We start from the raw sequence: 26987 nt of genomic DNA, 5'->3' as shown, positions 1-26987 counted from the left end.
AATAAGAAGGATTTTGCCATGATCTCACTTGCCGACCTCCAGCGCCGCATCGAAGCGGGGGAGCTTTCGCCTGATGACGCCATCGCCCAATCGCATGCGGCGATCGAGACCAAGGAGAAGGTCGTTCGCGCCTTCGTCCGCCACGACGCCTCGGCGAAGGCGCAAGGCACCGGTCCGCTGCGCGGCATCGCGGTCGGCATCAAGGACATCATCGATACCGCCAATATGCCGACCGAGATGGGCTCGGAGATCTATCGTGGCTGGCAGCCGCGTAGCGATGCGCCTGTGGTGATGATGCTGAAGCGGGCCGGCGCCACCATCATCGGCAAGACCACGACCACCGCGTTCGCCTCGCGCGATCCGACGCCGACGCTCAATCCGCACAATCCCAAGCATACGCCTGGTGGTTCGTCCTCGGGCTCGGCGGCCGCCGTCGGCGCCGGCATGATCCCGCTGGCGCTGGGCACGCAGACCGGCGGCTCGGTGATCCGGCCTGCCGCCTATTGCGGAGCTGCCGCGATCAAGCCCTCGTTCCGCATGCTGCCGACGGTCGGCGTCAAATGCTATTCGTGGGCGCTCGACACGGTCGGCCTGTTCGGATCACGCGCGGAAGATCTCGCGCGCGGACTTCTGGGAATGACGGGCCGCACCGAATTCGCGGGCATCGTCGCGGCGAAGTCGCCGCGCATTGGCGTCGTCCGGCAGGAGTTTGCCGAGGCCGTTGAGCCCGCGGCAGAGCAGGGCTTGCAGGCCGCGATCAAAGCGGCCGAGAAGGCCGGGGCCAGCGTGCAGACGATCGATCTGCCCGAGGCGGTGCAGGAGGCCTGGCGCATCCATCCCATCATCCAGGATTTCGAGGCGCATCGCGCGCTCGCCTGGGAGTTCGACCAACATCACGACGAGATCGCGCCGATGCTGCGCGCGAGCCTGGACGAAACAGTCGGGCTGACGCCGAAGGAATATGACGACGCGCGCCGGATCGCGCGGCGCGGCCGTCGCGAGCTGGCTGAAGTGTTCGAGGGGGTCGACGTGCTGCTGACTTATTCTGCGCCCGGCACCGCGCCGGCCAAGGAGCTCGCCTCGACCGGTTCGCCCCGCTACAACAGGCTGTGGACGCTGATGGGCAATCCCTGCGTCAACGTGCCCGTCATGAAGGTCGGCGGCCTGCCTGTCGGCGTGCAGGTGATCGCGCGCTTCGGCAACGATCCCGGCGCGCTGTCGGCAGCGTGGTTCCTGGAGAACGCGCTGGCGAAGTCAGGCTAGTGCGGGCTCGCTAGCGGGCGATGCGCGTTGGGCCTCGGTGCCCGTCGCGCCTTGCCCGAGCCAGCGTTCGGCGGCGTCGCGGCCGCTTCGGTGCAGCAAGCGGATGAAGCCGCGACCAAGATCGGTGGATGAGCGTTGCGCGAGGCCTTCGATCGAATCCTCCGCGGCGATGGTCGAGAGCCGCAACGCGGGGGCCGCATGAGACTGCGCCCATTCGATCGCTGCGATCTCGGCCTTGAGCGCGGCATTGGCCGCAATCTGGTCGAGGCGGCGATCGATCGCAGCCAGCGTGATCGGCACGTAGCTGTCGCGCGTGGGCGTGACCTGGACGAGCAGCAAGTCGGCGGTCGTCGATTGCTGCGCCAGTTTGATTAGCGGCGGATTGCCGCCAAAGCCACCATCCCAATAGGCCTCGCCGTCGATCTCGACGGCGCAGTGAACCAGCGGCGGGCAGGTTGAGGCCAGCGCGACGTCGGCGGTGATCGCGTCGTTGCCAAAAATCTGCTGCTGGCCGTCGCGGATCCGCGTCGCCGCGATCAAGAGCTTCGGGCATTTCGCGTCGCGTAAGGCGGCAAAATTGATGTCGCGGCAGAGCGCCTGGCGCAACGGGTCGAGATCGAACGGATCGAACTGGCCGGAGCGCAGCGTTGGACCGAACGCGACCGAGCTTCCCGCCGGCGAGAAGCCGCCGATCAGCATCAGCGAGCGGAACGAGGCCTCGTGCATCAGCCGGATCCAGAACCGGCTCAGCCGCGCGCGCGCCGCTTCGCGGCCGCCCTCGGCAAGGCCGCAGGCGAGCAGCAGAGCGTTGATGGTGCCGGCGCTGGCGCCGCCGATGGTGTCGAATGCGATGGATGGCTCTTCCAGGAGCCGCTCCAGCACGCCCCAGGTGAAGGCGGCAAAGGTGCCGCCGCCCTGCAGCGCCAGCGAGAGTTTTCGCGGAGGCCAAAGGTTGGCGCGCGCTCGCGCAGGTGCGATAGGCGCGGGCCTTGGTGCGACCTCGACCGTTACAGGGGCTTGCGCAATGGGAGCAGGTCGCGGTGCCGCAGCAGGCTCTGGGGCCGGAGGCAGCGAGGGCGGATCCGACCAGATGTTGGTTGACGAGAGCAGGCGGCTCGCCGCAGTGCCCTGCGAGCCATCATCGTTGTGCGTGCCGTCAATCGTCCCGCTCATTCTGAGCAACCGCGCTACGCCATTTGCTCTGTCACGATGACAGGCATCGAACCCGTTCGCCACTATCGGCCGTGAGTCGGACCGAAGTTGCAAACAGGATTTGGCATATAATGCGGAGGCCCCGCGGCGGTATCCGTACTTTTTCTGGAACGAGCTCTTTAAGCCTTCTCGCCGATCCGGCCTTCTTTTCCTGCTTGCAGCCGCTTGATGTTCTCTCGATGCATGTAGAACAGCAGCAGCGTCAGCACGGCGGATAGCGAAGCCAGGGCAGGGTGGCCGAACCACCACAGGAACAGCGGCGTGATGAAGGCGGCCACCAGCGCCGAGAGCGAGGAGTAGCGGGTGGTGAAGGCGGTCGCCAACCACAGCAGGCAGAACACGACGGCGCCCGGCCAGAACAAGCCGAGCAATATGCCGATATAGACGGCGACGCCCTTGCCACCCCTGAATTTGAGCCAGACCGGAAAGAGATGGCCCAGGAAGGCACCGAGGCCGGCCAGCATCGCGGCATTGGGGCCGGCGATATAGCCCGCAATCACCACCGCCGCGGTGCCCTTGAGCGCGTCGAGCAGCAGGGTCGCCGCGGCGAGGCCCTTGCGGCCGGTGCGCAGCACGTTGGTGGCGCCGATATTGCCGGAGCCGATCGAGCGCAGATCCTGCGTGCCGGCAAGCCTGGTGAGGATCAGGCCGAACGGAATCGACCCGAGGAGGTAGCCGATGATGAAGGCCACCGGCAGGAATGCATCAAGCCCCATGGCGGTGTCTCCATGGCTGACATAGCCAGCGCCCGTTAGACATGCTCGTAAACCGTTCGCCCGCCGACGATGGTCCTGATGGCTCGGCCTGTAAAGCGGGCTTCGTCGAACGGGGTGTTCTTGCAGGGCGATTTCAGGTCAGCGGGATCGACCACCCAGGGTACATCGGGGTCGATCACGACGACGTCGGCCGGCGCGCCGGTGCGCAGGGTTCCGCCGGGCAAGCCAAGCAACTCGGCCGGCCGTGTCGACATCGCCCGGATCAGGGTCTTGAGATCGAGCTCTTCGTTGTGAACCAGCCGCAGGCCCGCCGGCAGCATGGTCTCGAGCCCGATGGCGCCGGGAGCCGCTTCCGCGAAGGGCAGGCGCTTGACCTCGACATCCTGCGGGTTGTGGTCGGACATGATGACGTCGACGAGGCCGGAGGCCACCGCCTCCACCAGCGCGCGGCGGTCGTCCTCGGTGCGCAACGGCGGCGACAGTTTCAGGAAGGAGCGGTAGGGGCCGACGTCGTTCTCATTCAGCGCAAGATGATTGATCGAGACCGAGGCGCTGACGGCGAGCCCGGCGTCGCGAGCGCGCTTCAAAATCTCGAGCGAGTCGATACAGGACAGCGCGGCGGCATGATAGCGCCCGCCGGTCAGCGCGACCAGGCGCATGTCGCGTTCCAGCATCACGGCTTCGGCGGCATTGGGGATGCCCATCAGGCCGAGCCGCGATGCGAACTCGCCTTCGTTCATCACGCCTTCGCCGACGAGATGAGGGTCTTCGGTGTAGTGCACGATCAGCGCGTCGAAATCGCGGGCGTAGGTCAGTGCGCGGCGCATCACCTGCGCATTGGTGACGCTGCGGTCGCCGTCGCTGAAGGCGATGGCGCCTGCGGCTTTGAGCAGACCGAACTCGGTCATTTCCTCGCCGCGCATGCCCTTCGTGAGCGCCGCCATCGGCTGGATGTTGACGATCGCGGTGTCGCGGGCGCGGCGCATTACGAAATCGACCGTGGCCGAGTTATCGATCACCGGAGACGTGTCGGGCTGGCAGATGATGGTGGTGATGCCGCCGGTCGCGGCCGCCTGGCTCGCGGAGGCAAAGGTCTCGCGATGGCTGAAGCCGGGCTCGCCGACAAAGGCGCGCATGTCGATCAGGCCAGGGGCCACGATCTTGCCGGTACAATTGACGACGTCGGTCCCTTCGGGGACGCCGGCCGCGCCAATGCCGCGGCGGGTCTCGCGGATGATGCCGTCGGCAATCAGGACGTCGCCGGGGCCGTCGAAATCCCTGGAGGGATCGACGACGCGGGCGTTGGCGAGCAGGATCGGGCGGCGATCGGTCAACATGGGCATCACGCGTTCGGCAGGTTACGGGCGAGCGCTTCCAGCACCGCCATGCGCACGGCAACCCCCATCTCCACCTGTTCGCGGATCAGGGACTGCGCGCCATCGGCCACGGCTGTGTCGATCTCGACGCCGCGGTTCATGGGACCCGGATGCATCACGAGCGCATCCGGCTTGGCGTAGCCGAGCTTCTTCTGGTCGAGCCCGAAATAGTGGAAATATTCGCTAGTCGACGGCACGAAGGAGCCGTTCATGCGCTCGCGCTGCAGCCGCAGCATCATGACGATATCAGCACCGTTGAGGCCCTCGCGCATGTCGCGCGCGACCTCGACGCCCATCCGCTCGATGCCGGGCGGCAAGAGCGTGGAGGGACCGACGACGCGGACGCGGGCGCCCATGGTGTTGAGCAGGATGATGTTGGAGCGGGCGACGCGCGAATGCAGCACGTCGCCGCAGATCGCGACCACGAGGCCTTCGATCCGGCCCTTGTTGCGGCGGATGGTGAGCGCGTCGAGCAGCGCCTGGGTCGGATGCTCATGCGCGCCGTCGCCGGCATTGATCACGGAACCGTCAACCTTGCGCGCCAGCAGTTCCACCGCGCCGGAGGCGTGGTGGCGCATCACCAGGATGTCCGGATGCATGGCGTTGAGGGTCATCGCGGTGTCGATCAGCGTCTCGCCCTTCTTGATGGACGAGGAGGACACTGACATGTTCATGACGTCGGCGCCCAACCGCTTGCCGGCGAGCTCGAACGAGGACTGGGTTCGGGTGGAGGCCTCGAAGAAGAGGTTCACCTGCGTCCGTCCACGCAGGACGGTGCGCTTCTTGTCAACCTGGCGGTTGAGCTCGACATATTCTTCGGACAGGTCGAGGAGGCCGGTGATGTCGGCCGCGGAAAGGCCCTCGATGCCCAGCAAATGCCGGTGGCCGAGGACGAAGGTCGATTTCGATGTCATTAAAAGCAGAGCTATAGGCGGGGATGGCGGGGTGGGCAAGGGCCAATCGGCGGGAGCGGAGTTATCCCCTGATGTCTGTCTGCTTGTCGTCATTCCGGGGCGATGCGAAGCATCGAACTGGGGTGCGCCCTTGCGCACCCGAGAATCTCGAGATTCCGGGTTCGGCTCTTCGAGCCGCCCCGGAATGACAGGGGGAGAACGAATGCGCTTAATCAGGACGTTAACATCTTCAATTGTCGCAATCACGGCAATCTCATCCGCCCACGCGCAATCACTCCCCGGCGGCTTCGTCTATCTGCGCGACATCGATCCCAGCATCATCCAGGACATGCGTTACGCCACGGCGAACAATTTCGTCGGCCGTCCGCTCGCCGGCTATGGCGCTGGCGAATGCGTTGTGAAGCGCGAAGTGGGCCTGCGGCTGAAGGCGGTTCAGCAGGAGCTGGCGGCGCAAAATCTGTCGCTCAAGATGTTCGACTGCTACCGGCCGGCGCGGGCCTCGCTCGACATGGTGAGATGGTCGCAGAACGGCCGCGAGACTTTGGCCGATCGGCGCTACAATCCGCACATCGCCAAGACCGAGCTGTTTCGCCTCGGCTATATCGCGAGCCGCTCGCAGCATTCGACGGGTGCGGCGCTCGACCTCACGCTGGTCGATCTCAAGGCCGACAATTCCGCCACGATCGATCCCGCAAAATCCTATGCCGATTGCACGGCGCCGGTCGCGGCACGGCTGCCGGAAGGCAGCGTCGACATGGGTACCGGTTATGACTGCACCGACGAGAAAGGGCATACCGCAGCACCGTCGATCACTGGGGATCAGCAGGCCTGGCGCAAGCGGCTGGTGGCTGCGATGGCCAAGCAAGGCTTTGTGAACTATTCGAAGGAGTGGTGGCATTTTTCCCTGCCTGGGGCGGGCGGGGCGGCCTATGATTTCCCTATCCAGCCGCGACGGAACTGATTCCGCGCCGAGGAAAAGATGACCCAGCCGAGTTTCGCGACCCACGAAGTTTTCAACCAGTCGCCGCCGTTCGAGGATGTGAATCTGTTCGCGGTCGATCAGCCGCTGGTCGAGGCCGTGAAGGCCAATGGTGGCGCCGCCGCGGAGCGGGAGCTGTTCGAGTTCGGCAAGCATTGGGGCTCGGCGGCAATGGCCGATCGCGGCCGTGTCGCGAACGAGAACACGCCAAAGCTGCGCACTTTCGATGCCAAGGGCAATCGCCGCGACCAGGTCGAGTTTCACCCTGCCTATCACGAGCTGATGGCGCACAGCGCGCATGCCGGCGTGCACGTTTCGACGTGGACCGCAGACGGAAGGCCCGCTGGCGATGCGGCCGAAGTTATCCGCGCGGCAAAATTCTACATGGCCTCGCAGGTCGAGACCGGCCATCTCTGCCCTGTTACGATGACGCGCGCCTCGGTCGCTGCGCTCGCGATGCAGCCGGATCTGCTCAGCAAGGTGATGCCGGTGCTGTCCACGAAAAGCTACGATCCCAGCTTTGCGCCATGGTGGGACAAGCGCGGCATGACGCTCGGCATGGGCATGACCGAGAAGCAGGGCGGCACCGACGTGCGCGCCAACATGACGCGCGCGGCGCGCGACGGCAGCGCCTATCGCATCACCGGCCACAAATGGTTCATGTCGGCGCCGATGTGCGATGCGTTCCTGGTGCTGGCGCAGGCTGAGCAAGGGCTGACCTGTTTTTTCATGCCGCGCTTTGCGCCCGACGGATCCGTCAATGCCATCCAGTTCCAGCGGCTGAAAGACAAGCTCGGCAACCGCTCCAATGCGTCCTCGGAGGTCGAATTCGCAGGCGCCCATGCCGAGCGCGTCGGCGAGGAAGGCAAGGGCATCCGCACCATCATCCAGATGGTGCAACTGACGCGGCAGGATTGCGCAATCGCCTCTAGCGGCCTGATGCGCTCGGGCCTCGCGCATGCGCTGCATCATGCCCGTCACCGCAGCGCGTTCCAGAAGCATCTGGCTGATCAGCCGCTGATGCAGGCCGTACTCTCCGACATGGCGCTGCATGTGGAGGCGAGCACGGCGCTGGTGATGCGGCTCTGCCGCGCCTTCGACCGCACGCCGTACGACCAAGCAGAGGCCGCCTATATGCGGCTCCTGACGCCCGCGATCAAATACTGGACCTGCAAGAGCGCACCGCCATTTCTTTACGAGGCGATGGAGTGCCTTGGCGGCAACGGCTATGTCGAGGACGGCATTCTGGCGCGCCACTACCGGGAGGCGCCGGTCAACGCGATCTGGGAAGGCTCAGGCAACGTGATGTGCCTCGACGTGCTCCGCGCACTCTCGCGCGAGCCTGACGCGGCGATGGCAGTGCTGCAAGCTCTTGCGGCCGAGACGAAAGGCCTTCCCGGGGCGGGCGAGGCGGTCGCCTTCATCGGCAAAACCTTCCGCCGCGCCGATGGCGAGCGCCTCGCGCGGCTTGCGGTCGAGAAGCTGGCACTGCTGGCTGCCGCCGCTGCGCTCAACGGCGTGTCGCCTCACAATGCTGAACTGTTCGCCGCCACGCGCCTCGCCACCACTCACGCCAGCATGTATGGCGCGGTCGAGCTCGACAGCGGCGATGTGCGCGCGCTGCTCGAGCGTGCGGTGCCGTGAGTAGGACCTACTCTCTCCACTCGTCATGGCCGGGCCTGACCCGGCCATCCACGCCGTGCGGCGCGGGACTAAGAACGTGGATGCCCGGGACAAGCCCGGGCATGACGACCTCTCGATAGCTTGCGGCCCTAACGAAAGCCTCCTGATGGACTCCCTCAATCCCGACCATCCGCCGTTGACCATGACGCCGGCGCCGCCGCGCGTCTGGAGGTTCTGGGGCACGGCGTTGTGGGGTTTCTTGCTCCTTGTGGCAATGTTCGTCGGACAGATCGGTGCGATCGTGTTGCTCGTGGTGCATCGCGGCCTGTCGCTCGATCTCGCATCGATGCAGCGCGTCGGCGCGGAGCCTCAGGCGCTCGCGCTGTCGGTCATCATGGGTCTGCCCGCGACGCTTCTCGTGGCGTGGCTCGCCATTCGTATCAAGAAGGCGTCCTTCGTCGATTATCTCGCGCTGCATTGGCCGTCATGGCGGCAAATCCTGTTGGGCGCGGCCGGTCTCATCCTGATCGTGCTCGCCTGGGAAGTTGTCTCGCGCTCGCTGGGCCGCGAGGCGACGCCGGGCTTCATGACCGATCTCCTCAAATCCGGCCGCGACAAGGGCGGCGCAGTGCTGCTGTTGCTGGCGTTCAGCCTGGCCGCGCCGATGTCGGAAGAGGTGCTCGCGCGCGGCTTTCTCTATCGCGGCTGGTCGGAGACCTTCCTGCGCGTGCCCGGGGCAATCGCGCTGTCGTCGCTGGTGTGGACGGCGGTGCACATCCAGTACGATCTCTACTTCCTGGCGGAGGTCTTCTCCATCGGCCTGTGGTTCGGCTACATGCGCTATCGCGCGGGCTCGCTGTGGCTGACCATCGTGCTGCATGCCCTGAACAACATGACGGCGGTGGTGCTGACGATGTGGCTGGGGGCGTAGCTGGTCGTCCCGGGCTCCATCATTGCGAGCGCAGCGAAGCAATCCAGAATCTCATCGCAGCGGCAGCCTGGATTGCTTCGTCGCAAGAGCTCCTCGCAATGACGAGGTTTGGCAACGTGCCTCAAACTTTGGGCCACGATCATTGCCGAAAAATCATTCTTGCGTATATTCGGTAGAGCCTCTGTTTGCATTCGCCGCGAAGTTGTCGCCGGGAGCCTATATGTCGGACCTCCAACGAGCAGATCCCTCGGCCACGGGCACACAGCTTAGAACCTGGGATTTTTGGGAAACGACGCTAGTCGCCTTGATCGCAGACGGCGCTTTCGTTCTGACGGGCTGGATGGTGCTTTACGTCGCCCTGGCCGTGAGCCTGGGACCGAAGACTTTGGCTCCCGGAGAATTCGAAGCGTTAGTGTCGCAAGGACGTTGGTATGGGGTCTTCCTTGTTTCAGGGACACCGGCGGCGATCGCAGTACTTTGGGTTGCGATCCGGATGACTGGGAGGGAGTTCGGTGAATATCTCGCTTTGAATTGGCCCGCCGGAGGCGAAATTGTTCGGGCTCTCGCCATCACGACGATCTTCATGTCAATCGAAGGATTCGTGCTGTCGAAGTTGAGCACGGGCGGATATCAATCGGACCCCTCGCTTGTCGTAGGAAGCGTAGGCGGTCTGCTCGTGTGGCTCATTGGAGGCTGTATCGCCGGACCTCTGATGGAAGAATTAGTTGTCCGTGGCTTCCTGTTCCGCGGTTGGTCGGAATCATTTCTTGGGCCGGTCGGCGCCATCATACTTACGTCGGCAGTATGGGCATTGAATCATTCACAGTACGATTGGTTCGGAAGATCGATTATTTTTGCCTTGGGGCTTGTTCTTGGTCACCTGCGATGGAGCAGCAAGTCCACCTGGACGACGGTGGTGGCTCATTCGGCCTGCAACACGCTCGTCCTCTTTACGTCAGGGCGCTACGTCTAGCGCCTCATGCCACCAGTGCGATGGCGATCGGCATCGTGATCGCCGCCAGGATCGTCTGCAGCGTGATGATCTGCGCCAGCAGCGGAGCATCGCCGCCCATCTGGCGGGCCAGTACGTAAGCGCTCGGCGAGGTCGGGACCGCGCCGCAGATCGCGACGATCGCGAGGTTGGTGCCCGTGAGCCCGAACCCGATGGCGAGCACCACCGCGAGCACGGGCATCAAGACCAGCTTGAACGCCACGCCGAGCGTCGCACCGAGGCTTGGGCGCAGCAGGCCCTTGAGCTGAAGGCCGGCGCCGGTGACGAGCAGGCCGATGGCGAGTGAGGAGCGGCCGAGCGCGTCTGCCACCTCGTGCCAGATCTTTGGCAGCGGCAAATGGACGACATTGATGACGAGGCCGATGGCGCAGGCCCAGATCAGTGGATTGCGGATCACCGTCATGACGATCGCCCGAACCGATTGCTTTTCGGGAGATGCGTAGTGGGCGAGTACAGCGACGCTGAAGACATTGACCAGCGGAATGATTGCGACCATGGCGACCGAGGCCAATGCCAGTCCGACATCACCGTACAGATTGGCGGAGACCGACAGCGCCACATAGGTCTGCCAGCGCGTCGCGCCCTGGAAGATCGAGGTGAAGGCGGGGCCGTCGATGTCGAGCCGCGACAGGGCCGGGCGGAGCGCAAGGCACAGCAGCGACATCGCGAGCGCGGACAGCAGCAGCGCGCCGCCGACGCCGGCGACCGGCACTTTTGAAAGGTCGGCCTTCACCAGCGTCTGGATCAGCAGCATCGGAAACAGCACGAAATAGGTCAGCCGCTCCAGCCCGTGCCATTGCGTGTCGAGCCGCATCAGGCTGTGGCGGAGCACCACGCCGAGCACGATGAGGATGAAGACCGGCAGCAGCGCCGCGATCACGACGGCCATGGATCAGCCATTCCCCGATGCCGTGCGCAGATTGGCGAGCCGGTCGAGCGCGCCTTGCAGGATGAAGATGGCGGCGTGCTCGTCGATCACCTCAGCACGCTTGGCGCGGCTGACGTCCATGCCGATCAGCTCGCGCTCGACAGCTGCGGTCGAGAGGCGTTCGTCCCAGAGCCCGATGGGAAGTGTGGTCAGATTGGCGAGATTGCGGGCGAAGGCGCGGGTCGATTGTGCGCGCGGGCCCTCGCTGCCGTCCATGTTGATGGGCAGGCCGAGGACGAAGCCGACCACCTTGCGCTCGGCGGCGATGGCGAGGAGCCGGGCGGCGTCCTGCTTGAACTGCTTGCGCTGGATGGTCTCGACGCCGGTCGCCAACCGTCGGTCCGGGTTGGACACGGCAACGCCGATGGTCTTGGTGCCGAGGTCAAGGCCGATCAACCCGCCGCGGTCGGGCCAGTGGGTTGCAGCATCGACGAGGGGCAGGATAAGAGCAGGCATGGACTAGCGCATATCATGCGTTGCGCCGCGGAGTGAACCCGTCACGATGGATCCACTGACCCTATTCGGCCTGTTTGCCGTCACCGCGATGCTGGTCTGCTATGCGATGGAGGATCGCAGCCACTGGTTCGTGCTGCTGTTCGCTGCATCCTGCGGGCTCGGCTCGGCCTACGGCTTCATGCAAGGCGCCTGGCCGTTTGGCCTTGTCGAGGCGATCTGGGCCTTCGTTGCGCTGCGGCGATGGTGGATCAGGCCGCGATGATCTCGTCGTCTCCAGACAGGCAGGACAGGAAGCCTTGAAGCGCGCTGGTTTGATGTCCGGCTCGGCGCTGGATGAAGAGCGTCTCGACGCGCCCATGCGACGGGCTCAGCCCGTGCATCGTCACACTGCCGTTCATCGCGCTGCGCTCGACCACCGCGCGAGGCAAGAGCGTGACGCCCATGTCGGCGGCGACGCAGCCGATCATCCCGTCGAGCGTACCGAGCTCGAAGCGCGCGGCCGAGGGCCAGCCGAACTCGACGAAGATCTGTTCGAGGCGCTGGCGGTAGGTGCAGCCGGTCCGGAACACTAACGCGGTCGGGCCTGACTCGGGCGTGCCGGCGCGCAGCTCGGCGAGCGAGCCCCAGCGCCGCGCGCTGACCAGCACCAGCTCTTCGCGGAATGCGCTGGTCGCGGCAAGGTCATCGTGCGTGATGGTCCCGGCGACGAAGGCGCCATCGAGCGCGCCGTCGAGCACGCCGGCTACGAGATCGGCGGTCGGTGACGTGCGCAGGCTCAACCGCACGGCCGGGAAGCGGCGGTGGAAATCGGCGAGCAGCGGCGGCAGCCGTACCGCGGCCGTCGTCTCCATCGAACCGATCGACAGCGGCCCCTTCGGCTCGCCATCGTCACGTGCCGCCAGCACAGCCTCGCGCGATAGCGCAGCCATCCGCTGGGCGTAGGGCAAGAGGCGCTTGCCGGCGCCGGTCAGCGCCATGCCGCGGCTGTGGCGCTCGAACAGCGGCGTGCCGATCTCGGCTTCCAGGGCCTTGATGCGCTGGGTGACATTGGACTGCACCGTGTTGAGCTCTTCGGCGGCGCGGGTGATGCCGCCGGTGCGGGCGACCGCGGCGAAGGTCTGGATATCGCTCAGTTCCATGGCGTCGTTTCGCTTTTGTGATGGCTACGTTCGCTACAATTCATTTTTCGAGAATGCTATTCGCGCCTAATGTTCCTGTCCAGAGCGGGAGTCCCCATGTCGATCACCACGCCGCTGACGGAGCTTCTCGGAATCAGGCATCCGATCCTGTCGGCGCCGATGGACACGATCGCGGGTATCAGGCTGACGCGCGCCGTCAGCGAGGCCGGCGGTTTTGGCATTCTGGGTGGCGGCTATGGTGACCGCGCCCGACTTCAGGTCGAGGCCGCGGAGCTGAAGGGTTTTGCACCGTTCGGCATCGGCTTCATCACCTGGAGCCTCGCAAAGCAGCCCGAGCTTCTCGACATCGCGCTCGAAGCGCGCCCGCAGGCGGTGATGCTGTCGTTCGGCGATCCCGCGCCGTTCGCGCCGCGGATCAAAGCGAGCGGCGCGCGCTTGATCTGTCAGGTGCAGAGCGAGGACATGGCCAAGCAAGCACTCGATGCCGGCGCGGAGATATTGATCGCGCAGGGGACGGAGGCGGGCGGCCATGGTGCTTCGCGCACCACGGTCGACATCGTGCCCGCGATCGTCGATCTCGCGGCCGGGCGTGTGCCCGTCGTCGCGGCCGGTGGCATCGCCGACGGGCGCGGTCTCGCGGCGATGATGATGCTGGGCGCATCCGGCGTGCTGGTCGGCACGCGCTTCTATGCGAGCGTCGAGGCCAATGGTGCGGAGGAGGCCAAGCAGCGCATTCGCAACGCCGATGCCAACGACACCGTGCGCGGCGTCGTTCCCGACTGGTCGCGAAAGCTGTTCTGGCCGGCGCCGTTCACCGCACGCACGCTGGTCAACACCCTTATCAAGACCTGGACCGGCCGCGAGATCGAGCTGCTGCAGCGCGCGGACGAGATTGCGAAGGACTATGCCGCGGCAAAACTGGCGGGCGATTTTGAAATCGCGGCCGTGTTTGCAGGAGAAGCGGTCGGCCTGATCCATGATATTCCACCGGCGGCCGAAATCGTCGAACGAATTGCGTCCGAAGCCGAGCAGCTTCTTGCTGGCCGGCGGAACTCGATTTCTTCTTTTCCTTCTCCCCTTGTGGGAGAAGGTGGCGCGGATGCAATCCGCGCCCGATGAGGGGTCTGTCTCCGCGGACGCAAACCCCTCACCAGTCTCGCCGCTATCGCGGCAATCCACCCTCTCCCACAAGGGGAGAGGGGAAGAGCGAATACGAGGCAAGAACCATGTGGCCTGACCGTCGACTGATCGATCTGTTCAAGACCGAATTCCCGATCGTGCTGGCGCCGATGGCCGGCGTGATGGATGCCGAACTGGTGATCGCCGTCGCGGAAGGCGGCGGACTTGGCTCGTTGCCGAGCGCGATGCTGTCGCCGGAGAAGGCGCGCGAGCAGGTCAACATCATTCGCCAGCGTGTGAAAGCGCCTGTCAACATGAACTTCTTCTGCCACACGCCGATTGAGCTCACGGCCGAGGCCGAGGCGCGCTGGAAGCAGCGTCTCGCGGGCTACTACACCGAGCATGGCCTCGATCCGGCAGCACCGATCAGTGCGGCGAACCGCGCGCCGTTCGATGCGGCCTTCTGCGAGGTGGTCGAGGAGCTGAAGCCGGAGATCGTCAGCTTCCATTTCGGCCTGCCGGAGCCGGCATTGCTCAAGCGCGTCAAGGCGGCGGGCTGTCTCGTCATCTCGTCGGCGACGACGGTGAAGGAAGCGGTCTGGCTCGAACAGCGTGGTGCCGACGCCGTCATCGCACAGGGCGCCGAAGCCGGCGGCCATCGCGGCATGTTCCTGACCGACAAGATCGCGGAGCAGCCCGGCACCTTTGCCCTGGTGCCGCAGGTTGCGGATGCCGTGAACGTGCCTGTCATCGCGGCGGGCGGTATCGCTGACGGGCGCGGCATCGCCGCGGCCTTTGCGCTCGGTGCTTCCGGCGTGCAGATCGGCAGCGCCTATCTGCGCTGTCCGGAGTCCAAGGTCAGTGCGGGCGGCCGCAAGGCGCTTGCCGAGGCGCGGGACGATTCCACCGTCATCACCAATGTCATGACCGGCCGTCCGGCGCGTGGCGTGCAGAACCGCCTGATGCGCGAGGCCGGTCCGATCTCGCCGGATGCGCCGCCGTTTCCCCATGCGGCGACCGCACTGGGGCCGCTCAAGGCGGCTGCCGAAAAGCAGGGCAGGGTGGACTTCACCAATCTCTGGGCCGGGCAGGCGATCGGCATGGGCCGGGAGCTTCCGGCCGCCGAATTGACCCGGGATTTTGCCAAATCGGCGCTGGCCCGCCTGAAAGCGCTGGCCGGCTAAGCCGGCCGCGCCGGTTGCGGCGCAAAACCGGCCTCTGCTATACGGCACCTAGGTTTTACCGTGCTGGGTTTTGCCGTGAGAGGCCTTATATAATGTCCGTCGACGCTGCTACCGTCCGCCGCATCGCGCATCTGGCGCGCATTGCGGTTTCCGAGGACGAAGTTCCGCACCTTCAGGGCGAGCTCAACGCCATGCTCGCCTTTGTCGAGCAGCTCTCGGAGGTCAATGTCGAGGGCGTGGAACCGATGACCTCGGTGACCCCGATGCAGATGAAGAAGCGGCAGGACGTGGTCAATGACGGCGAGATCGCCGACGATATCGTTGCCAACGCGCCTGCGACCGAAGGGCACTTCTTCCTGGTGCCGAAGGTCGTCGAGTAATTTTTGGGACCTGGTCCGATGTGCATGCTTTGCGACGACGAGAAGGCCTATCAGGCCTACATGAACTACCTCGACAAGATGGAACGGCAGGGCAAGGCTGCCGATCCCAATGTCGCCGTCAATGCCGTGCTCGACGAGCTCCAGGCCGCCGCGAATGCGGCCGACAAGAAAGACGACCCGGCCAACGACAAGACCCTGTCTCCGTTCTTCTGCAGCCCGATCAATAAATGACCGATTTGACATCGCTGACGCTCGCCGAGGCCCGCAAGGGTCTCGCCGACAAGACTTTCACGTCGCTCGAGCTGACCGACGCGCATCTGAGTGCGATCGAGAAAGCGCGCGTGCTCAATGCCTTTGTGATGGAGACGCCCGACCAGGCGCGCAGCATGGCCCGCGAGGCAGATGCTAAGATCGCCAAGGGTGATGCAGGCCCGCTCGCCGGCATCCCGCTCGGCATCAAGGACCTCTTCGCGACCAAGGGCGTGCGCACCACGGCGTGCTCAAAGATCCTCGGCAATTTCGTGCCGACCTACGAGTCGACCATCACCTCGCAGCTCTGGCGCGACGGCGCCGTGATGCTCGGCAAGCTCAACAATGACGAGTTCGCGATGGGCTCGGCCAACGAGACCTCGTGCTTCGGTCCCGTCGGCAATCCCTGGCGTCGCGAGGGAAGCAACACCACGCTGGTGCCGGGCGGCTCGTCCGGCGGCTCGGCCTCGGCGGTGGCGGCGCTGCTCTGCATGGGCGCGACCGCGACCGACACCGGCGGCTCGATCCGTCAGCCGGCAGCGTTCACCGCCACCGTGGGCATCAAGCCGACCTACGGCCGCTGCTCGCGCTGGGGCATCGTCGCCTTTGCGTCCTCGCTCGATCAGGCCGGTCCGATCGCGCGCAGCGTGCGCGACAGCGCAATGCTGCTGCGTTCGATGGCCGGCCATGACCCAAAGGACACCACCTCGGTCGACATTGCCGTGCCTGACTACGAGGCTTCGATCGGCAAGTCCGTGAAGGGCATGAAGATCGGCATTCCCAAGGAATACCGTCTCGACGGCATGCCGGCCGAGATCGAGAAGCTCTGGAGCGAAGGGGCAGCGTGGTTGAAGGCGGCGGGCGCCGAGCTCGTCGAGGTGTCGCTGCCCCACACGAAGTATGCACTGCCGGCCTATTACATCGTGGCGCCGGCGGAAGCCTCGTCGAACCTCGCGCGCTACGACGGCGTTCGCTACGGCCTGCGCGAGCAGGGCAAGACCATCATCGAGCAGTATGAAAACACCCGCGCTAGAGGCTTCGGTGCGGAGGTGCGGCGCCGCGTCATGATCGGCACCTATGTGCTCTCGGCCGGCTATTACGACGCCTATTACCTGCGCGCGCAGAAGGTGCGCACGCTGATCAAGAAGGACTTCGAGGATTGCTTCGCCAAGGGCGTCAACGCGATCCTCACCCCGGCAACGCCCTCGGCAGCCTTCGGCATCGGCGAGAAGGGCGGTGCCGATCCCGTCGAGATGTATCTCAACGACATCTTCACGGTGACGGTGAACATGGCGGGCCTGCCCGGTATCGCCGTGCCATCAGGCAAGGACGCGCAAGGTTTGCCGCTCGGCCTGCAATTGATCGGCCGTCCGTTCGAGGAGGAGACGCTGTTCTCGCTCGGCGAGGTGATCGAGCAGGCGGCCGGCCGCTTCACGCCCGCGAGGTGGTGGTGAATGTCGCCGATTTCATCGCAAGCCTCGACGGCGCGGCGCCGGCGCCTGGTCTGACCGCGCCGCTCGCCGGCCTCTGGTGGGCTGCGAAGGGCGACTGGGACGAGGCGCACAGGATCGTTCAGGACGATAACGGCCGCGACGCCGCCTGGGTACACGCCTATCTGCATCGTGTCGAAGGCGACCTCGGCAACGCCGGCTACTGGTACCGCCAGGCCGGAAAGGGCGCGGCAAAGGATTCATTGGAAGCGGAGTGGCAGCGGATCGCTGCCACGCTGCTTGGGAGCACGACATGAGCACGGCCACGCACAAGCTTCTCAAAGGCGCCACCGGTGAGTGGGAGATGGTCATCGGCATGGAGATCCATGCCCAGGTGACCTCGAACTCAAAGCTGTTCTCGGGCGCATCGACCGCGTTCGGCGGTGAGCCGAACAGCCACGTGTCGCTGGTCGACGCGGCAATGCCGGGCATGCTGCCCGTGATCAACGAGGAGTGCGTCAGGCAGGCTGTCCGGACCGGCCTCGGGCTCAACGCAAGGATCAACCTGCGTTCCGTGTTCGACCGGAAGAACTATTTCTATCCTGACCTGCCGCAGGGCTACCAGATCAGCCAGTACAAATCGCCCGTGGTGGGCGAGGGCGAGGTGCTGGTCGAGCTCGACGGCGGCCGCAGCGTCTCCGTCGGCATCGAGCGGCTGCATCTGGAGCAGGATGCCGGCAAGTTGCTGCACGACCGGTCGCCGACGATGACCAATGTCGATCTCAACCGCTCCGGCGTGGCGCTGATGGAGATCGTCTCCAAGCCTGACATTCGCGATGCGGAGCAAGCCAAGGCTTACGTCACCAAGCTGCGCTCGATCCTGCGCTATCTCGGCACCTGCGACGGCGACATGGAGAAGGGATCCTTGCGCGCCGACGTCAACGTCTCCGTGCGCAAGCCCGGCGCGCCGCTCGGCACCCGCTGCGAGATCAAGAACATGAACTCGATCAACTTCATCGGCCAGGCGATCGAGTTCGAGGCGCGCCGCCAGATCGAAATCCTCGAGGATGGCGGGGTGATCGACCAGGAGACGCGGCTCTACGACCCCAACAAGGGCGAGACGCGCTCGATGCGATCAAAGGAAGAGGCGCACGACTATCGCTACTTCCCCGATCCGGATCTGCTGCCGCTGGAGTTCAGCCAGAGCTTCGTCGACGAGCTGAAGGCTGAGCTGCCGGAGCTTCCGGACCAGAAGAAGGCGCGCTTTGTCGCAGACTTCGGCCTGTCCGCCTACGATGCGAGCGTGCTGGTGGCCGAGCGCGAGAGCGCGGTGTTCTACGAGACCGTGCTCGACAAGCTCGCCAACCGCGCCCGCGACGGCAAGATGGCGGCGAACTGGGTGATCAACGAGCTGTTCGGCCGTCTCAACAAGGAAGGCCGTGATATTACGGGCTCTCCGGTGTCTTCCGAGCAGCTCGCGGCGATCATCGACCTGATCGGTGAGGGCACGATCTCCGGAAAGATCGCAAAGGATCTGTTCGAGATCGTCTGGCAGGAGGGCGGCGATCCGCGCGCGCTGGTCGAAAGCCGCGGCATGAAGCAGGTGACGGATCTTTCGGCGATCGAAAAGGTTGTCGACGACATCATCGCGGCCAACCCCGACAAGGCCGCGCAGGTGAAGGACAAGCCGCAGTCGCTCGGCTGGTTCGTCGGCCAGGTGATGAAGTCGTCGGGCGGCAAGGCCAACCCGCAGGCGGTCAACGAGCTGCTCAAGTCCAAGCTCGGCATCTAACCTCGCGCGTTCGAACGAGGTGACGACACGCGTCGTCACCTCGCATCATCTCGCGATGCGACGCATGCGAGCGTCGTCGACAGCGAACTTCATCCCGTCCGAGTGCGATGCTGCGACCGAATCGCAGTCCGCGCGATTCGCTCAAAACGGCGACTTGCACGCGCTCGAACGAGCGCTTCCGCCGTTAAGCATGAAAATAATTTCGTTGCCAAAAATCGCGACTCAGAGTCCGCGACTAGGCCTCGCGAGCCGATCGCGCCCATCGTCGCGCGCTTCATCGCATTGATCGCGTGTGATGTGCGCGCGCAGAATCGTACTTGCTGCATAGTGTTTTCGTGCAATCGCTGCGCTTGCAGGCGTCGTTGTTGCGCCGTGCATTTGCGATCGCAAGCGCGTGTCTCTGCCGATAGGCAAATCAAGCGCGGCTGGCGCACGCGCGCTGCGTCGTCAACACTTCCTTAAGTGAGAAGATGTTTTTTTCGTCGTGTTGGTGTATTCGGAATGAGTGTGCACTCGATCCCCGAATGCATGCAGCGATTAAAGCCATCTCACACATCGGAGGGCAACATGGCCAAGAAAGCGAAGAAGGCGAAGAAGGCGAAGAGCGCAGTGAAGAAGACTGCGAAGAAGACCCGCAAGGTCGCGAAGAAGAAGAAGTAACTTCGCTTCTGAAGTTGCCGGCTCTTGAGAGCCGGCACGTCATCAGCGCCTCCTAGAGGTTCTGGTCGACGATAGAGGGTGTCGGCGAGACATCAGGTCAACGGTCGGATCGTTCGACTTTACGGTCCGGCAGAAGAAACAGAGTTTTCTTCGTTCGGTGCGGGTCTCCTTCAAAAGGGCTCCGCAATTCCACAAGCGCCTTCGGGCTCATTTGGAATCTGGTCCTGACGTGTTCGCCGACGCCCTCGTTCCCTGAGGCCGGGGTATTGCCGGCAATCCCTTTCCCCACATTGTTGATCTGACCGCGGCGCCGTCGCCTTGCGCGGCTCGTCGAGGCTTGGCCCGCGGGCATGATGGCCCGTGCGCGCGCCGGCCGCAGCGCGAGGCGGGCCTTTCGGCGTTTCCCGCGGCGTCATCTCCCACAGGATGTAACCACAGCACTGATGTCACCGTGCGCGATGGTTATCGATGTCCTGAAATCGCAGGGTAAACCAAATCTGACGAATCGCAGAAGTACCTGCAAATCAGGGACTTCTCGAAGTTCCCGCGCTGTTGGCGCGGCCTTCCGTTTACGTCTACTTCATCGCGATACTTAAACTGCCATTCAAATTTGCCCGCCATCATCGCCTCCAACAAGCCGGCAAACGGCAATGGGCAAGACGCCCAAGGCAAGAAGACTCGGGGATGAGTTGAACAGCGCGCGGTCCAGAAGGATCACGCGCATCAGAGTTGGACGGGAGCCGCGCTCGGGGGACGAGGCGGCATAAGAAAAAAGGGGATGCGTTATGTTTCAGGGTACTTTCGATCTCGATACGGCGACGCCGATCGATGCAACCGCGCTGTCGGACGTTCTGTTCGAGCGCGGGATCTACTGGGCGAGCGGCCGCTCGGGCCTGGTCGACCTCGTCGCCGCGCACAAATGGTTCAACCTCGCCGCCCTGAAGGGCCGCAAGGACGCCGTGGCGCTGCGCCAGGAAGTGGCCGGCCAGATGTCGGAGGCCGAGATCTCGGCCGCGCAGCGCGACGCAAGGGCCTGGGTGTCCGCGCATTGATCCATCTCCGTCCTGGAGAACGGGGACGGCGCCCTGGACCTTGTTACTGACGGCGAGCCGCAACGAGACCGCCCATTCGCGCTCCATCAGTGGAGTGCACGCCTGAGACGCGCGAGCAACCAGCCGACGGCTTTCGGCAGTCCATTGGCGTCGCGGCTCATTTGAATTGGGTGGCGGAGAGAGAGGGATTCGAACCCTCGATACAGCTTGAGACCGTATGACGCTTTAGCAAAGCGTTGCCTTCAGCCACTCGGCCACCTCTCCGGTGCGAGCCTTATGCATCTATTTGCTTGGGCTGGTCAATTTCGAAGCGCGTGTTTGTGCCCGAATTTTCCCAGCGATTTTTGCAGGCGGCGCATCTGGAGCGAAGCCATACCCGTTCCGCCTCCAGGAAGAGCTCGGGAGCGAGCCGGCGCCAGTCCAGAAAACTAAACTAAAACAATGCAATAGCCGCGCCTCGGTGGCGCTTGTGCTGTTTGTGCAACACTGGCCAAAATCGGTTTCCCGACAGCACCGATATCTACCGATATCTTCCGAGACGGCCCGGAAGAGGTCGCTACTCCACGCTGCCGGCGCCGCGGCGCAAATCGGCCTCGATCTGCAAGCGCGTGCCGCCGCCGAAGCGGGCACGGTAGACCTGAAGATTCTCCATGATCCGCTGCACGTAATTGCGCGTCTCGGAGAACGGGATCAGCTCGACCCAGTCGACGGCGTCGACCTTGGGGTCGCGCGGGTCGCCATAGCGGTCGATCCACTTCTTCACGCTGCCGCGGCCGGCATTGTAGGCCGCGAAGGTCATGATGTAGGAGCCGCGGTAATCCTCGAGCAGGCCGCCAAGCTCGGCAGCACCGAGCGTGGCGTTGTAGGACGAATCATTCTTCAGCCGCGACAGGTCGTAAGTTGCGCCATGCCGCTTGCAGACATAGCGCGCGGCATCCGGTGTCACCTGCATCAGGCCATAGGCCTGGGCCGGCGAGACCACCGCCGGATTGAACGCGCTTTCCTGCCGGGCGATCGCGTAGACGATGCTGCGCTCGACCTCGGGGCCGATCTGACTGAATTGCGGAATGCCGTTGACGGGGTAGGCGTAGAAGTCGAAAGGCAGGCCGCGGTTGAGCGCGGCCTTGCCGACCAGCAGCATGCCGCGCGCGTCGCTGTAGCGCTGGGTCAGCTCGCCGAGGCCGGTCAGTGCCTCGGGATCGCCGTTCTCGCCCATGTCGGCAAGCATCGGCACCGCCAGCTCGCGCTCGTCGAGCTCGTAGAGCAATTGCGCGGCGCGCACGATCTCGAGCCGCTCGGCGCCGCGGCCGCGCGGCTGGCTGTTCAGGTCGATCTGCGGCAGGCCGAGCTTGGCGCGCGCGAGCTGGCCGTAATAGCTGGTCGACTGCTCGGCGGCGCGGGCATAGGCATTGCGCGCTTCCTGCTGGCGGCCGGCGGCCTCGGCGGCGCGACCTTGCCAATAGCCGGCACGCGCCAGAGTGGTCGGATTGACGCTGCCGACGCCGATGCGAGCAAAATGCTGGGCGGCGGCCGCTGGATCGTTGAGAAAGCGAAGCGCGATCCAGCCGGCGGTGAACTCCTGCTCGGTCTTGTAGATGTCGCGCGAGGGCAGGGCCGCATCGCGCGCGATCAGATAGGCGCTGCGGAAGTCCTCGGTATCGATCATCTTGCGGGCCAGGAGGCGCCGCTCGATCCACCATTCATCGAGATTGTAGAGCCGGTTCGGATCCTTCGGGGCCGACAGCATCAACTGGGCTGCTTCGGGAAACTTCTCTTCGCGGCGCAGGAGCTGGATCTTGCTGAAGATGAAGCCGGGGTCGTTGTGCAGCTCGCGCGGCACCTCTTCGAGCAGCGCGCGCGTGTTCGGCGCCTTCTTGAAGGAGGCGATGCGCGCCTTGGCGAGCGCGACATAGCCGGCGCCGAGCCGCTTTGCAGCGCGCAGCGCCGCCTCGTGCTCGCTGCCATAGAGCAGCGTGTCCATCCGCGCCTTCTGGTCGCCGGGCGTCAGCAGCGCGCCGAATTGATCGAGCGCGTTGTTCTCGGTCTCCTCCGACATCGGGTCACTACGCCAGGCCTCGCGCACCAGCCGCTCGGCATTGGCGCGGTAGCCGCGTGCCAGCATCGCCTTGGCGAGCGTGAAGCGGCCCTTGGCCGAAACAGGGGATTCATTCTCGAACCACGACCACGCAACGGAATCGTCGCGCCGGTCGTCCCACATCGCAGCTTCAAGGCGACGGCGCAGGAAGGTCTGCGACGGCCAGCTCGGATTTGCGGAGAGGAAGGCGCGGTAGCGCTCGACGCTCGCGCCATTGTCTTCGCTGCGCAGGATGATCCATTCCGCGAGTTTTCGCGCAACCGGATCGGAAATCGAATCCGCGTAACTGGTGGCATCGCCCGCCTTGCGCTTGCGCACGAGCTCGATGACGTTCTCCAGCGTGTCCTTGTCGGCTTGCGACGTCGACGAGGTCGCGGCGACGGCGGCCGGCGTGACCGGCTTGCGCGGCGCGGCGTGCTGGCGGGTCGCTGGTGCGAGCACGGGCGTTGCGACAGGTCTGGTGGAGGCTGGAGCAGCGGCGCTGGGTCTCACAGTGGCCGTCACCGCGGGCGCGGCCTGAGGCGCCGACGTGCTCGCGGCTGGTCGTGATTTTGGCGCCGCCGCTGCCGCTGCCGCTGCGGGCTTCGGCTTGTCCTTCGCGGCGTTCTTGCCGGCAGGCTTCTTCGCTGCGTCCTTGGCCGTCGCGGGAGTTGTTCCCTTGCTAGCGCCCTTGGCGGTTTCCTTGGCAGCGTTCTTGGCAGCGTTCTTGGCGCTGTTCTTGGCGGTGTCCTTGCCTGCGCCCTTGGACGTCTCCTTGGCGGACCCCTTCGCCTCGCTCTTCGGGGGCTGCTTGGCGGCTGGCTTTGTGGTTCCCTTTGCCGTCGGCTTGGCCGGCTCCTTGTTGCCGTCCTCGGTGGTCTCGCTGGACTTTGCCAGAGCGACGCAGCCGATCGACAGGCCAGCCATCAGGCACAGCGCCAGACCGGCAGATCGCCATGCGGTACGGGATAAAGAGGTCACGGCGGTTCGTCGCCCCGAATCAGTCAATTGGCTCAAGACCTATCTGTACAAGATCTGGCTGTATTTGATTGAATATGCGGACAAAATACCAACAGCCGCTTACCGCCGCCCGGTTTGCACCACCACCGCGGCAAAATCGCGGCTTAAACGGTGCGTCACGCGGATGCAGGCCTTTTACGGGCGGGTGAGACCCGATATGAAAGGGGCTTGCTCTAAAAACTCGCCGCGTACGGAGGAAGTCCATGGCAGCCAAGACGAAATTCCGGGGGTCGTTCACCGCCTTGGTCACGCCGTTCAAAAACGGCTCGCTGGACGAGGCGGCGTTCCGCTCCCTGGTCAATTGGCAGATTTCGGAAGGCACCAACGGCCTGGTTCCGGTCGGCACCACCGGCGAGAGCCCGACGCTCAGCCATGACGAGCACAAGAAGGTCGTCGAATGGTGCATCGAGGAAGCCAAGGGCCGCGTGCCCGTGATCGCCGGCGCCGGCTCCAATTCGACCAAGGAAGCGGTGGAACTGGCCCAGCACGCCGAGAAGGCGGGCGCCAACGCCGTGCTGGTCGTGACGCCTTACTACAACAAGCCGACCCAGGAAGGCATGTACCAGCACTTCAAGGCGATCAACGATGCGATCGGCATTCCGATCATCATCTACAACATTCCGCCGCGCTCGGTGATCGACATGTCGGTCGACACCATGAAGCGGCTCTGGGAGCTGAAGAACATCGCCGGCGTCAAGGACGCCACTGCCAGCATGGTGCGCGTGTCGCAGCAGCGCGCCGCGATGGGTGAGGACTTCAACCAGCTCTCCGGCGAGGACGCCACCATCATCGGCTACATGGCCCATGGCGGCCATGGCTGCATTTCGGTGACCTCGAACGTCGCGCCGCGCCTGTGCGCCGAGTTCCACGCGGCCTGGGCGAAGGGCGACAGCAAGGCTGCGCTCGCGATCCACGACAAGCTGATGCCGCTGCACAACAACCTGTTCATCGAGAGCAATCCGGCGCCCGTCAAGTATGCGATGTCGCTGCTCGGCAAGTTCGATGAGACGCTGCGGCTGCCGATGGTTCCTGTCTCCGAGCCGACCCGCGTGGCCGTGCGTAGCGCCATGGTGCATGCCGGCCTGATCAATTGATGCGCTAGCCAACCGGGGAGCTGTTCATGAGCGTTGATGAAAAGGGCAGGCGGATGCTCACGGAGTTCCGCGAGTTTGCCATGAAGGGCAACGTCGTCGACCTCGCCGTCGGCGTCATCATAGGTGCGGCCTTCGGCGCCATCGTCACGTCGCTGGTCGGTGACATCATCATGCCGATCATCGGCGCTGCGACTGGTGGTCTCGACTTCTCGAACTATTACGTCCCCTTGTCGAAGGCAGTGACCGCCACCAACTTAGCGGATGCGAAAAAGCAAGGTGCGGTGCTCGCTTACGGTAGCTTCCTGACTCTGACGATCAACTTCATCATCGTCGCCTTCGTGCTGTTCCTGGTGATCCGTGCCATGAACACGCTGAAGCGCAAGGAAGAGACAAAGGCGGCGGAGCCGCCGAAGCCGTCGGCGGAGGTCGCGCTGCTGACCGAGATCCGTGATCTCCTCAAGAAGTGACGCGCGCGCTTCATCCAGTCTGTTAGCGTCGTCGCGTATCTCGATCAGGTTTTGAGTCCATGGCCGATAAGAACGAACGTCCGATCAAGGTCATGGCGGAAAATCGCAAGGCCCGCTTCAACTATGCCATCGAGGATACGATCGAGGCCGGCATTGCGCTGACCGGAACCGAGGTGAAGTCGATCCGCAACGGCAAGAGCACGATCGCGGAGTCCTACGCCGATTCCAAGGACGGCGAGATCTGGCTGATCAATGCCACCATTCCGGAATACCTCCAGGGCAACCGCTTCAACCACGAGCCCAAGCGGCCGCGAAAACTGCTGCTGCATCGCCGGCAGATCAACAAGCTGATGGGCGCGGTCGACCGCGAGGGCATGACGCTGATCCCGCTCAAGCTCTATTTCAACGAGCGCGGCCGGGCCAAGCTGCAGCTCGCGGTTGCAAAGGGCAAGAAGCTGCACGACAAGCGCGAGAGCGAGAAGAAGCGCGACTGGAGCCGCGAGAAGGGCCGGCTGATGCGGGCGAGGGGATAGGGCGGATGTCTCAGAAGAACCTGCTCGAGGTCGATTGGAGCCAGATTCCGGCGCCCACTGACGATGGCGGCGCTGCGCATCTGCAAGGCTTGAGGGTGCCTGCGATCAGCCTGCTCGCGACCGACGATACTTCGGTCAATCTCTCGGCGCTTTCAGGCCGCACCGTGGTGTTTGCCTATCCGCGGACCGGCGAGCCCGGCAAGATCGCCCTGGTCGACGATTGGGACATGATCCCGGGCGCGCGGGGCTGCACGCCGCAGACCTGTGCCTTCCGCGATCTGTTCGCCGAGCTGAAGGCGGCCGGTGCTTCGCACGTGTTCGGCCTCTCGACCCAGAGCAACGAATACCAGACGGAGATGGCCTCGCGACTGCATCTGCCCTTTCCGGTGCTCTCGGACGAGAAGCTGGCGTTCACGCGCGCGCTCAATCTGCCAACCATGGAGGTTGCCGGCCTGACGCTGATCAAGCGCCTGGCGCTTGTGATCGACGACGCCACGATCACGCATGTGTTCTACCCGGTGTTCCCGCCGGACCGGAACGCCGGCGATGTACTGGACTGGCTGAAGGCGAACCCCGTCAAGGATTCGGCCAAGGCCTAGTCGAGATCGGCCTTCACCTTCGCGAACACGCTGCGGAACATGTCAGCCGTCAGCACGCCGGTGTTCGTGTTGTAGCGGGAGCAGTGATAGCTGTCGTAGAGCTTGAACGCTCCCGCCTGGTGCACGGCGCCGTGACCGAAGGGGGCTTGGGACGCCTTCAGCTTCAGGGGCTTGAGCACGCTGTCGTGCGCAATCCGCCCGAGGGCAACGATCGCGCGCAGCTTCGGCATCGTTTCGAGATTCGCGATGAGGAACTGGCGGCAGGTGTTGATCTCGGCCGGCAGCGGCTTGTTCTGCGGCGGAACGCAATGCACCGCATTGGCGATCCGGCAGTCGACCAGCTTCAGGCCGTCATCCGGACGCGCCTGGTAACGACCCCTGGCGAAGCCGTATTCCAGCAGCGTCGCGTAGAGCAGATCACCGGCATAGTCGCCGGTGAAGGGCCGGCCGGTCCGGTTGGCGCCCTGCATCCCCGGCGCGAGGCCGACGATCAGGAGACGGGCCGTAATGTCGCCGAAAGGCGGGACCGGCGCGTTGTGCCAAAGCGGCTCGCGCGCGCGGTTCGCCTCGCGAAAGGCGACCAGGCGCGGACAGAGCGGACAGTCACGGTCGGGGACGAGGGTCGGGGCCTGGCTTGACCGGGCGGCCTCACTCCTCGAAGTCGTCATCGCCCCTCGGCGCCATCGTGGTTGCGCGCTGGAGGAATTGCGGGGCGTGGTGGCGTTCGCCACGTTCGCCGCGTTCACGCGGGGCGGGGCGTTCGGACGGATCGCGGCCGAGCTTGG

At 64.7% G+C, this 26987-nt stretch carries 27 protein-coding genes, 1 tRNA gene and 1 pseudogene; 18 read left to right on the top strand and 11 right to left on the bottom strand.

Annotation, left to right across the window (positions count from 1 at the left end; all coding sequences use genetic code 11):
• Positions 1–18: 18 nt before the first annotated feature.
• Entirely contained in the window at positions 19–1263 is a 1245-nt protein-coding gene (locus Q0687_RS09110) for an amidase (RefSeq protein ID WP_298874824.1), read from the top strand.
• Here the strand turns inward: Q0687_RS09110 and Q0687_RS09105 are convergent.
• The 4 genes from Q0687_RS09105 to Q0687_RS09090 all read right to left on the bottom strand — a co-directional run bounded on the left by Q0687_RS09105 (position 1255) and on the right by Q0687_RS09090 (position 5481).
• Positions 1255–2436 (bottom strand): patatin-like phospholipase family protein, encoded by a 1182-nt coding sequence (locus Q0687_RS09105; RefSeq protein ID WP_298874821.1) that lies wholly within the window; start codon positions 2434–2436, stop codon positions 1255–1257. The genes Q0687_RS09110 and Q0687_RS09105 overlap by 9 nt on opposite strands.
• A gap of 158 nt (positions 2437–2594) precedes the next feature.
• On the bottom strand, positions 2595–3191 hold the full coding sequence (gene plsY, locus Q0687_RS09100) for a glycerol-3-phosphate 1-O-acyltransferase PlsY (RefSeq protein WP_298874819.1): 597 nt from the start codon (positions 3189–3191) through the stop codon (positions 2595–2597).
• A 35-nt stretch (positions 3192–3226) separates the two neighbouring features.
• Positions 3227–4528, bottom strand: a complete 1302-nt coding sequence (locus Q0687_RS09095) for a dihydroorotase (protein WP_298874982.1) — start codon at positions 4526–4528, stop codon at positions 3227–3229.
• A 5-nt stretch (positions 4529–4533) separates the two neighbouring features.
• The gene (locus Q0687_RS09090) at positions 4534–5481 is read right to left on the bottom strand and encodes an aspartate carbamoyltransferase catalytic subunit (protein ID WP_298874816.1); all 948 of its coding nucleotides are present in this window, start codon (positions 5479–5481) and stop codon (positions 4534–4536) included.
• A 202-nt stretch (positions 5482–5683) separates the two neighbouring features.
• On the opposite strand from Q0687_RS09090, the gene Q0687_RS09085 reads away from it, so the two are divergent.
• From Q0687_RS09085 to Q0687_RS09070, 4 genes are all read left to right on the top strand, one after another.
• Positions 5684–6442 carry a M15 family metallopeptidase gene (locus Q0687_RS09085; RefSeq protein WP_298874814.1) on the top strand — a complete coding sequence of 253 codons (759 nt, stop codon included), beginning with the start codon at positions 5684–5686 and terminating at the stop codon, positions 6440–6442.
• Between the two features lie 18 nt (positions 6443–6460).
• A complete protein-coding gene (locus Q0687_RS09080; RefSeq protein ID WP_298874810.1) occupies positions 6461–8104 on the top strand; it encodes an acyl-CoA dehydrogenase family protein in 1644 nt (547 codons plus the stop codon).
• Between the two features lie 145 nt (positions 8105–8249).
• Positions 8250–9014: a type II CAAX endopeptidase family protein gene (locus tag Q0687_RS09075; protein WP_298874807.1), complete on the top strand. Its 765-nt coding sequence runs from the start codon at positions 8250–8252 to the stop codon at positions 9012–9014.
• Positions 9015–9234: 220 nt separating this feature from the next.
• Positions 9235–9987 (top strand): type II CAAX endopeptidase family protein, encoded by a 753-nt coding sequence (locus tag Q0687_RS09070; protein WP_298874804.1) that lies wholly within the window; start codon positions 9235–9237, stop codon positions 9985–9987.
• Between the two features lie 4 nt (positions 9988–9991).
• Here the strand turns inward: Q0687_RS09070 and Q0687_RS09065 are convergent, their stop codons facing one another.
• Together Q0687_RS09065 and ruvX are read right to left on the bottom strand one after the other, a co-directional pair.
• A complete protein-coding gene (locus Q0687_RS09065) occupies positions 9992–10915 on the bottom strand; it encodes an AEC family transporter (RefSeq protein WP_298874801.1) in 924 nt (307 codons plus the stop codon).
• Positions 10916–10918: 3 nt separating this feature from the next.
• The gene (ruvX, locus tag Q0687_RS09060) at positions 10919–11410 is read right to left on the bottom strand and encodes a Holliday junction resolvase RuvX (protein ID WP_298874798.1); all 492 of its coding nucleotides are present in this window, start codon (positions 11408–11410) and stop codon (positions 10919–10921) included.
• 46 nt (positions 11411–11456) lie between these two features.
• On the opposite strand from ruvX, the gene Q0687_RS09055 reads away from it, so the two are divergent.
• Positions 11457–11672, top strand: a complete 216-nt coding sequence (locus Q0687_RS09055; protein ID WP_298874795.1) for a hypothetical protein — start codon at positions 11457–11459, stop codon at positions 11670–11672.
• On the opposite strand, the gene Q0687_RS09050 is transcribed toward Q0687_RS09055, so the two are convergent.
• On the bottom strand, positions 11659–12549 hold the full coding sequence (locus Q0687_RS09050; RefSeq protein ID WP_298874793.1) for a LysR family transcriptional regulator: 891 nt from the start codon (positions 12547–12549) through the stop codon (positions 11659–11661). The two genes, Q0687_RS09055 and Q0687_RS09050, sit on opposite strands and share 14 nt — an antisense overlap.
• 96 nt (positions 12550–12645) lie before the next feature.
• On the opposite strand from Q0687_RS09050, the gene Q0687_RS09045 reads away from it, so the two are divergent.
• The 8 genes from Q0687_RS09045 to Q0687_RS09010 all read left to right on the top strand — a co-directional run bounded on the left by Q0687_RS09045 (position 12646) and on the right by Q0687_RS09010 (position 20415).
• Positions 12646–13668 carry a nitronate monooxygenase gene (locus Q0687_RS09045; RefSeq protein WP_298874790.1) on the top strand — a complete coding sequence of 341 codons (1023 nt, stop codon included), beginning with the start codon at positions 12646–12648 and terminating at the stop codon, positions 13666–13668.
• A 107-nt stretch (positions 13669–13775) separates the two neighbouring features.
• Positions 13776–14852 carry a nitronate monooxygenase family protein gene (locus Q0687_RS09040; RefSeq protein WP_298874788.1) on the top strand — a complete coding sequence of 359 codons (1077 nt, stop codon included), beginning with the start codon at positions 13776–13778 and terminating at the stop codon, positions 14850–14852.
• A 92-nt stretch (positions 14853–14944) separates the two neighbouring features.
• On the top strand, positions 14945–15232 hold the full coding sequence (gene gatC / locus Q0687_RS09035) for an Asp-tRNA(Asn)/Glu-tRNA(Gln) amidotransferase subunit GatC (protein ID WP_008548395.1): 288 nt from the start codon (positions 14945–14947) through the stop codon (positions 15230–15232).
• Between the two features lie 18 nt (positions 15233–15250).
• Positions 15251–15463 (top strand): hypothetical protein, encoded by a 213-nt coding sequence (locus tag Q0687_RS09030; protein ID WP_298874775.1) that lies wholly within the window; start codon positions 15251–15253, stop codon positions 15461–15463.
• Complete coding sequence (gene gatA / locus Q0687_RS09025; protein ID WP_298874772.1) at positions 15460–16935, top strand: Asp-tRNA(Asn)/Glu-tRNA(Gln) amidotransferase subunit GatA; 1476 nt, start codon at positions 15460–15462, stop codon at positions 16933–16935. The genes Q0687_RS09030 and gatA overlap by 4 nt, the downstream gene beginning before the upstream one ends.
• Positions 16926–17228, top strand: coding sequence for a hypothetical protein (locus tag Q0687_RS09020; protein WP_298874769.1), 303 nt, complete (start codon positions 16926–16928; stop codon positions 17226–17228). The genes gatA and Q0687_RS09020 overlap by 10 nt, the downstream gene beginning before the upstream one ends.
• Positions 17225–18703 carry an Asp-tRNA(Asn)/Glu-tRNA(Gln) amidotransferase subunit GatB gene (gene gatB, locus Q0687_RS09015; protein WP_298874766.1) on the top strand — a complete coding sequence of 493 codons (1479 nt, stop codon included), beginning with the start codon at positions 17225–17227 and terminating at the stop codon, positions 18701–18703. Before Q0687_RS09020 ends, gatB begins: the two co-directional genes overlap by 4 nt.
• 1445 nt (positions 18704–20148) lie before the next feature.
• Entirely contained in the window at positions 20149–20415 is a 267-nt protein-coding gene (locus Q0687_RS09010) for a hypothetical protein (protein ID WP_298874763.1), read from the top strand.
• A 171-nt stretch (positions 20416–20586) separates the two neighbouring features.
• On the opposite strand, the gene Q0687_RS09005 is transcribed toward Q0687_RS09010, so the two are convergent.
• Positions 20587–20679, bottom strand: a tRNA-Ser gene (locus Q0687_RS09005).
• 292 nt (positions 20680–20971) lie between these two features.
• Positions 20972–23416: a transglycosylase SLT domain-containing protein gene (locus tag Q0687_RS09000; protein WP_298874979.1), complete on the bottom strand. Its 2445-nt coding sequence runs from the start codon at positions 23414–23416 to the stop codon at positions 20972–20974.
• 296 nt (positions 23417–23712) lie between these two features.
• Here Q0687_RS09000 and dapA point away from each other — a divergent pair, with 296 nt between their 5' ends.
• Genes dapA through Q0687_RS08980 form a run of 4 tightly spaced genes read left to right on the top strand, consistent with a single transcriptional unit; the run spans position 23713 to position 26202 of the window.
• Entirely contained in the window at positions 23713–24603 is an 891-nt protein-coding gene (gene dapA / locus Q0687_RS08995; RefSeq protein ID WP_298874762.1) for a 4-hydroxy-tetrahydrodipicolinate synthase, read from the top strand.
• 26 nt (positions 24604–24629) lie between these two features.
• Complete coding sequence (gene mscL / locus Q0687_RS08990) at positions 24630–25070, top strand: large conductance mechanosensitive channel protein MscL (protein ID WP_298874759.1); 441 nt, start codon at positions 24630–24632, stop codon at positions 25068–25070.
• Positions 25071–25129: 59 nt separating this feature from the next.
• Positions 25130–25603: an SsrA-binding protein SmpB gene (smpB, locus tag Q0687_RS08985; RefSeq protein ID WP_035709956.1), complete on the top strand. Its 474-nt coding sequence runs from the start codon at positions 25130–25132 to the stop codon at positions 25601–25603.
• Between the two features lie 5 nt (positions 25604–25608).
• Entirely contained in the window at positions 25609–26202 is a 594-nt protein-coding gene (locus Q0687_RS08980) for a peroxiredoxin (RefSeq protein ID WP_298874753.1), read from the top strand.
• Here Q0687_RS08980 and Q0687_RS08975 read toward each other — a convergent pair.
• Positions 26199–26870, bottom strand: a complete 672-nt coding sequence (locus Q0687_RS08975; RefSeq protein WP_298874750.1) for a uracil-DNA glycosylase — start codon at positions 26868–26870, stop codon at positions 26199–26201. The two genes, Q0687_RS08980 and Q0687_RS08975, sit on opposite strands and share 4 nt — an antisense overlap.
• A pseudogene (locus Q0687_RS08970) lies at positions 26851–26987 on the bottom strand (NYN domain-containing protein); the annotation flags it as partial. The gene Q0687_RS08975 and the pseudogene Q0687_RS08970, both read right to left, overlap by 20 nt.

It is taken from the genome of uncultured Bradyrhizobium sp. (assembly GCF_936928535.1).
Taxonomy (GTDB): Bacteria; Pseudomonadota; Alphaproteobacteria; order Rhizobiales; family Xanthobacteraceae; genus Bradyrhizobium.
Note: the sequence above shows the minus strand (reverse complement) of the source record. Positions and strands in the feature narration are given on the sequence as shown.

Coding starts and splice junctions, on each gene's coding strand:
- Q0687_RS09045 (WP_298874790.1), top strand. CDS start 12,646: ATGTCGATCACCACGCCGCTGACGGAGCTTCTCGGAATCAGGCATCCG.
- Q0687_RS09040 (WP_298874788.1), top strand. CDS start 13,776: ATGTGGCCTGACCGTCGACTGATCGATCTGTTCAAGACCGAATTCCCG.
- Q0687_RS09085 (WP_298874814.1), top strand. CDS start 5,684: ATGCGCTTAATCAGGACGTTAACATCTTCAATTGTCGCAATCACGGCA.
- plsY (WP_298874819.1), bottom strand. CDS start 3,191: ATGGGGCTTGATGCATTCCTGCCGGTGGCCTTCATCATCGGCTACCTC.
- Q0687_RS09010 (WP_298874763.1), top strand. CDS start 20,149: ATGTTTCAGGGTACTTTCGATCTCGATACGGCGACGCCGATCGATGCA.
- dapA (WP_298874762.1), top strand. CDS start 23,713: ATGGCAGCCAAGACGAAATTCCGGGGGTCGTTCACCGCCTTGGTCACG.
- gatB (WP_298874766.1), top strand. CDS start 17,225: ATGAGCACGGCCACGCACAAGCTTCTCAAAGGCGCCACCGGTGAGTGG.
- mscL (WP_298874759.1), top strand. CDS start 24,630: ATGAGCGTTGATGAAAAGGGCAGGCGGATGCTCACGGAGTTCCGCGAG.
- Q0687_RS08975 (WP_298874750.1), bottom strand. CDS start 26,870: ATGACGACTTCGAGGAGTGAGGCCGCCCGGTCAAGCCAGGCCCCGACC.
- Q0687_RS09080 (WP_298874810.1), top strand. CDS start 6,461: ATGACCCAGCCGAGTTTCGCGACCCACGAAGTTTTCAACCAGTCGCCG.
- smpB (WP_035709956.1), top strand. CDS start 25,130: ATGGCCGATAAGAACGAACGTCCGATCAAGGTCATGGCGGAAAATCGC.
- Q0687_RS08980 (WP_298874753.1), top strand. CDS start 25,609: ATGTCTCAGAAGAACCTGCTCGAGGTCGATTGGAGCCAGATTCCGGCG.
- Q0687_RS09090 (WP_298874816.1), bottom strand. CDS start 5,481: ATGACATCGAAATCGACCTTCGTCCTCGGCCACCGGCATTTGCTGGGC.
- ruvX (WP_298874798.1), bottom strand. CDS start 11,410: ATGCCTGCTCTTATCCTGCCCCTCGTCGATGCTGCAACCCACTGGCCC.
- Q0687_RS09050 (WP_298874793.1), bottom strand. CDS start 12,549: ATGGAACTGAGCGATATCCAGACCTTCGCCGCGGTCGCCCGCACCGGC.
- Q0687_RS09030 (WP_298874775.1), top strand. CDS start 15,251: ATGTGCATGCTTTGCGACGACGAGAAGGCCTATCAGGCCTACATGAAC.
- Q0687_RS09075 (WP_298874807.1), top strand. CDS start 8,250: ATGGACTCCCTCAATCCCGACCATCCGCCGTTGACCATGACGCCGGCG.
- Q0687_RS09065 (WP_298874801.1), bottom strand. CDS start 10,915: ATGGCCGTCGTGATCGCGGCGCTGCTGCCGGTCTTCATCCTCATCGTG.
- Q0687_RS09105 (WP_298874821.1), bottom strand. CDS start 2,436: ATGAGCGGGACGATTGACGGCACGCACAACGATGATGGCTCGCAGGGC.
- gatA (WP_298874772.1), top strand. CDS start 15,460: ATGACCGATTTGACATCGCTGACGCTCGCCGAGGCCCGCAAGGGTCTC.
- Q0687_RS09095 (WP_298874982.1), bottom strand. CDS start 4,528: ATGTTGACCGATCGCCGCCCGATCCTGCTCGCCAACGCCCGCGTCGTC.
- Q0687_RS09055 (WP_298874795.1), top strand. CDS start 11,457: ATGGATCCACTGACCCTATTCGGCCTGTTTGCCGTCACCGCGATGCTG.
- Q0687_RS09000 (WP_298874979.1), bottom strand. CDS start 23,416: ATGGCTGGCCTGTCGATCGGCTGCGTCGCTCTGGCAAAGTCCAGCGAG.
- Q0687_RS09070 (WP_298874804.1), top strand. CDS start 9,235: ATGTCGGACCTCCAACGAGCAGATCCCTCGGCCACGGGCACACAGCTT.
- gatC (WP_008548395.1), top strand. CDS start 14,945: ATGTCCGTCGACGCTGCTACCGTCCGCCGCATCGCGCATCTGGCGCGC.
- Q0687_RS09110 (WP_298874824.1), top strand. CDS start 19: ATGATCTCACTTGCCGACCTCCAGCGCCGCATCGAAGCGGGGGAGCTT.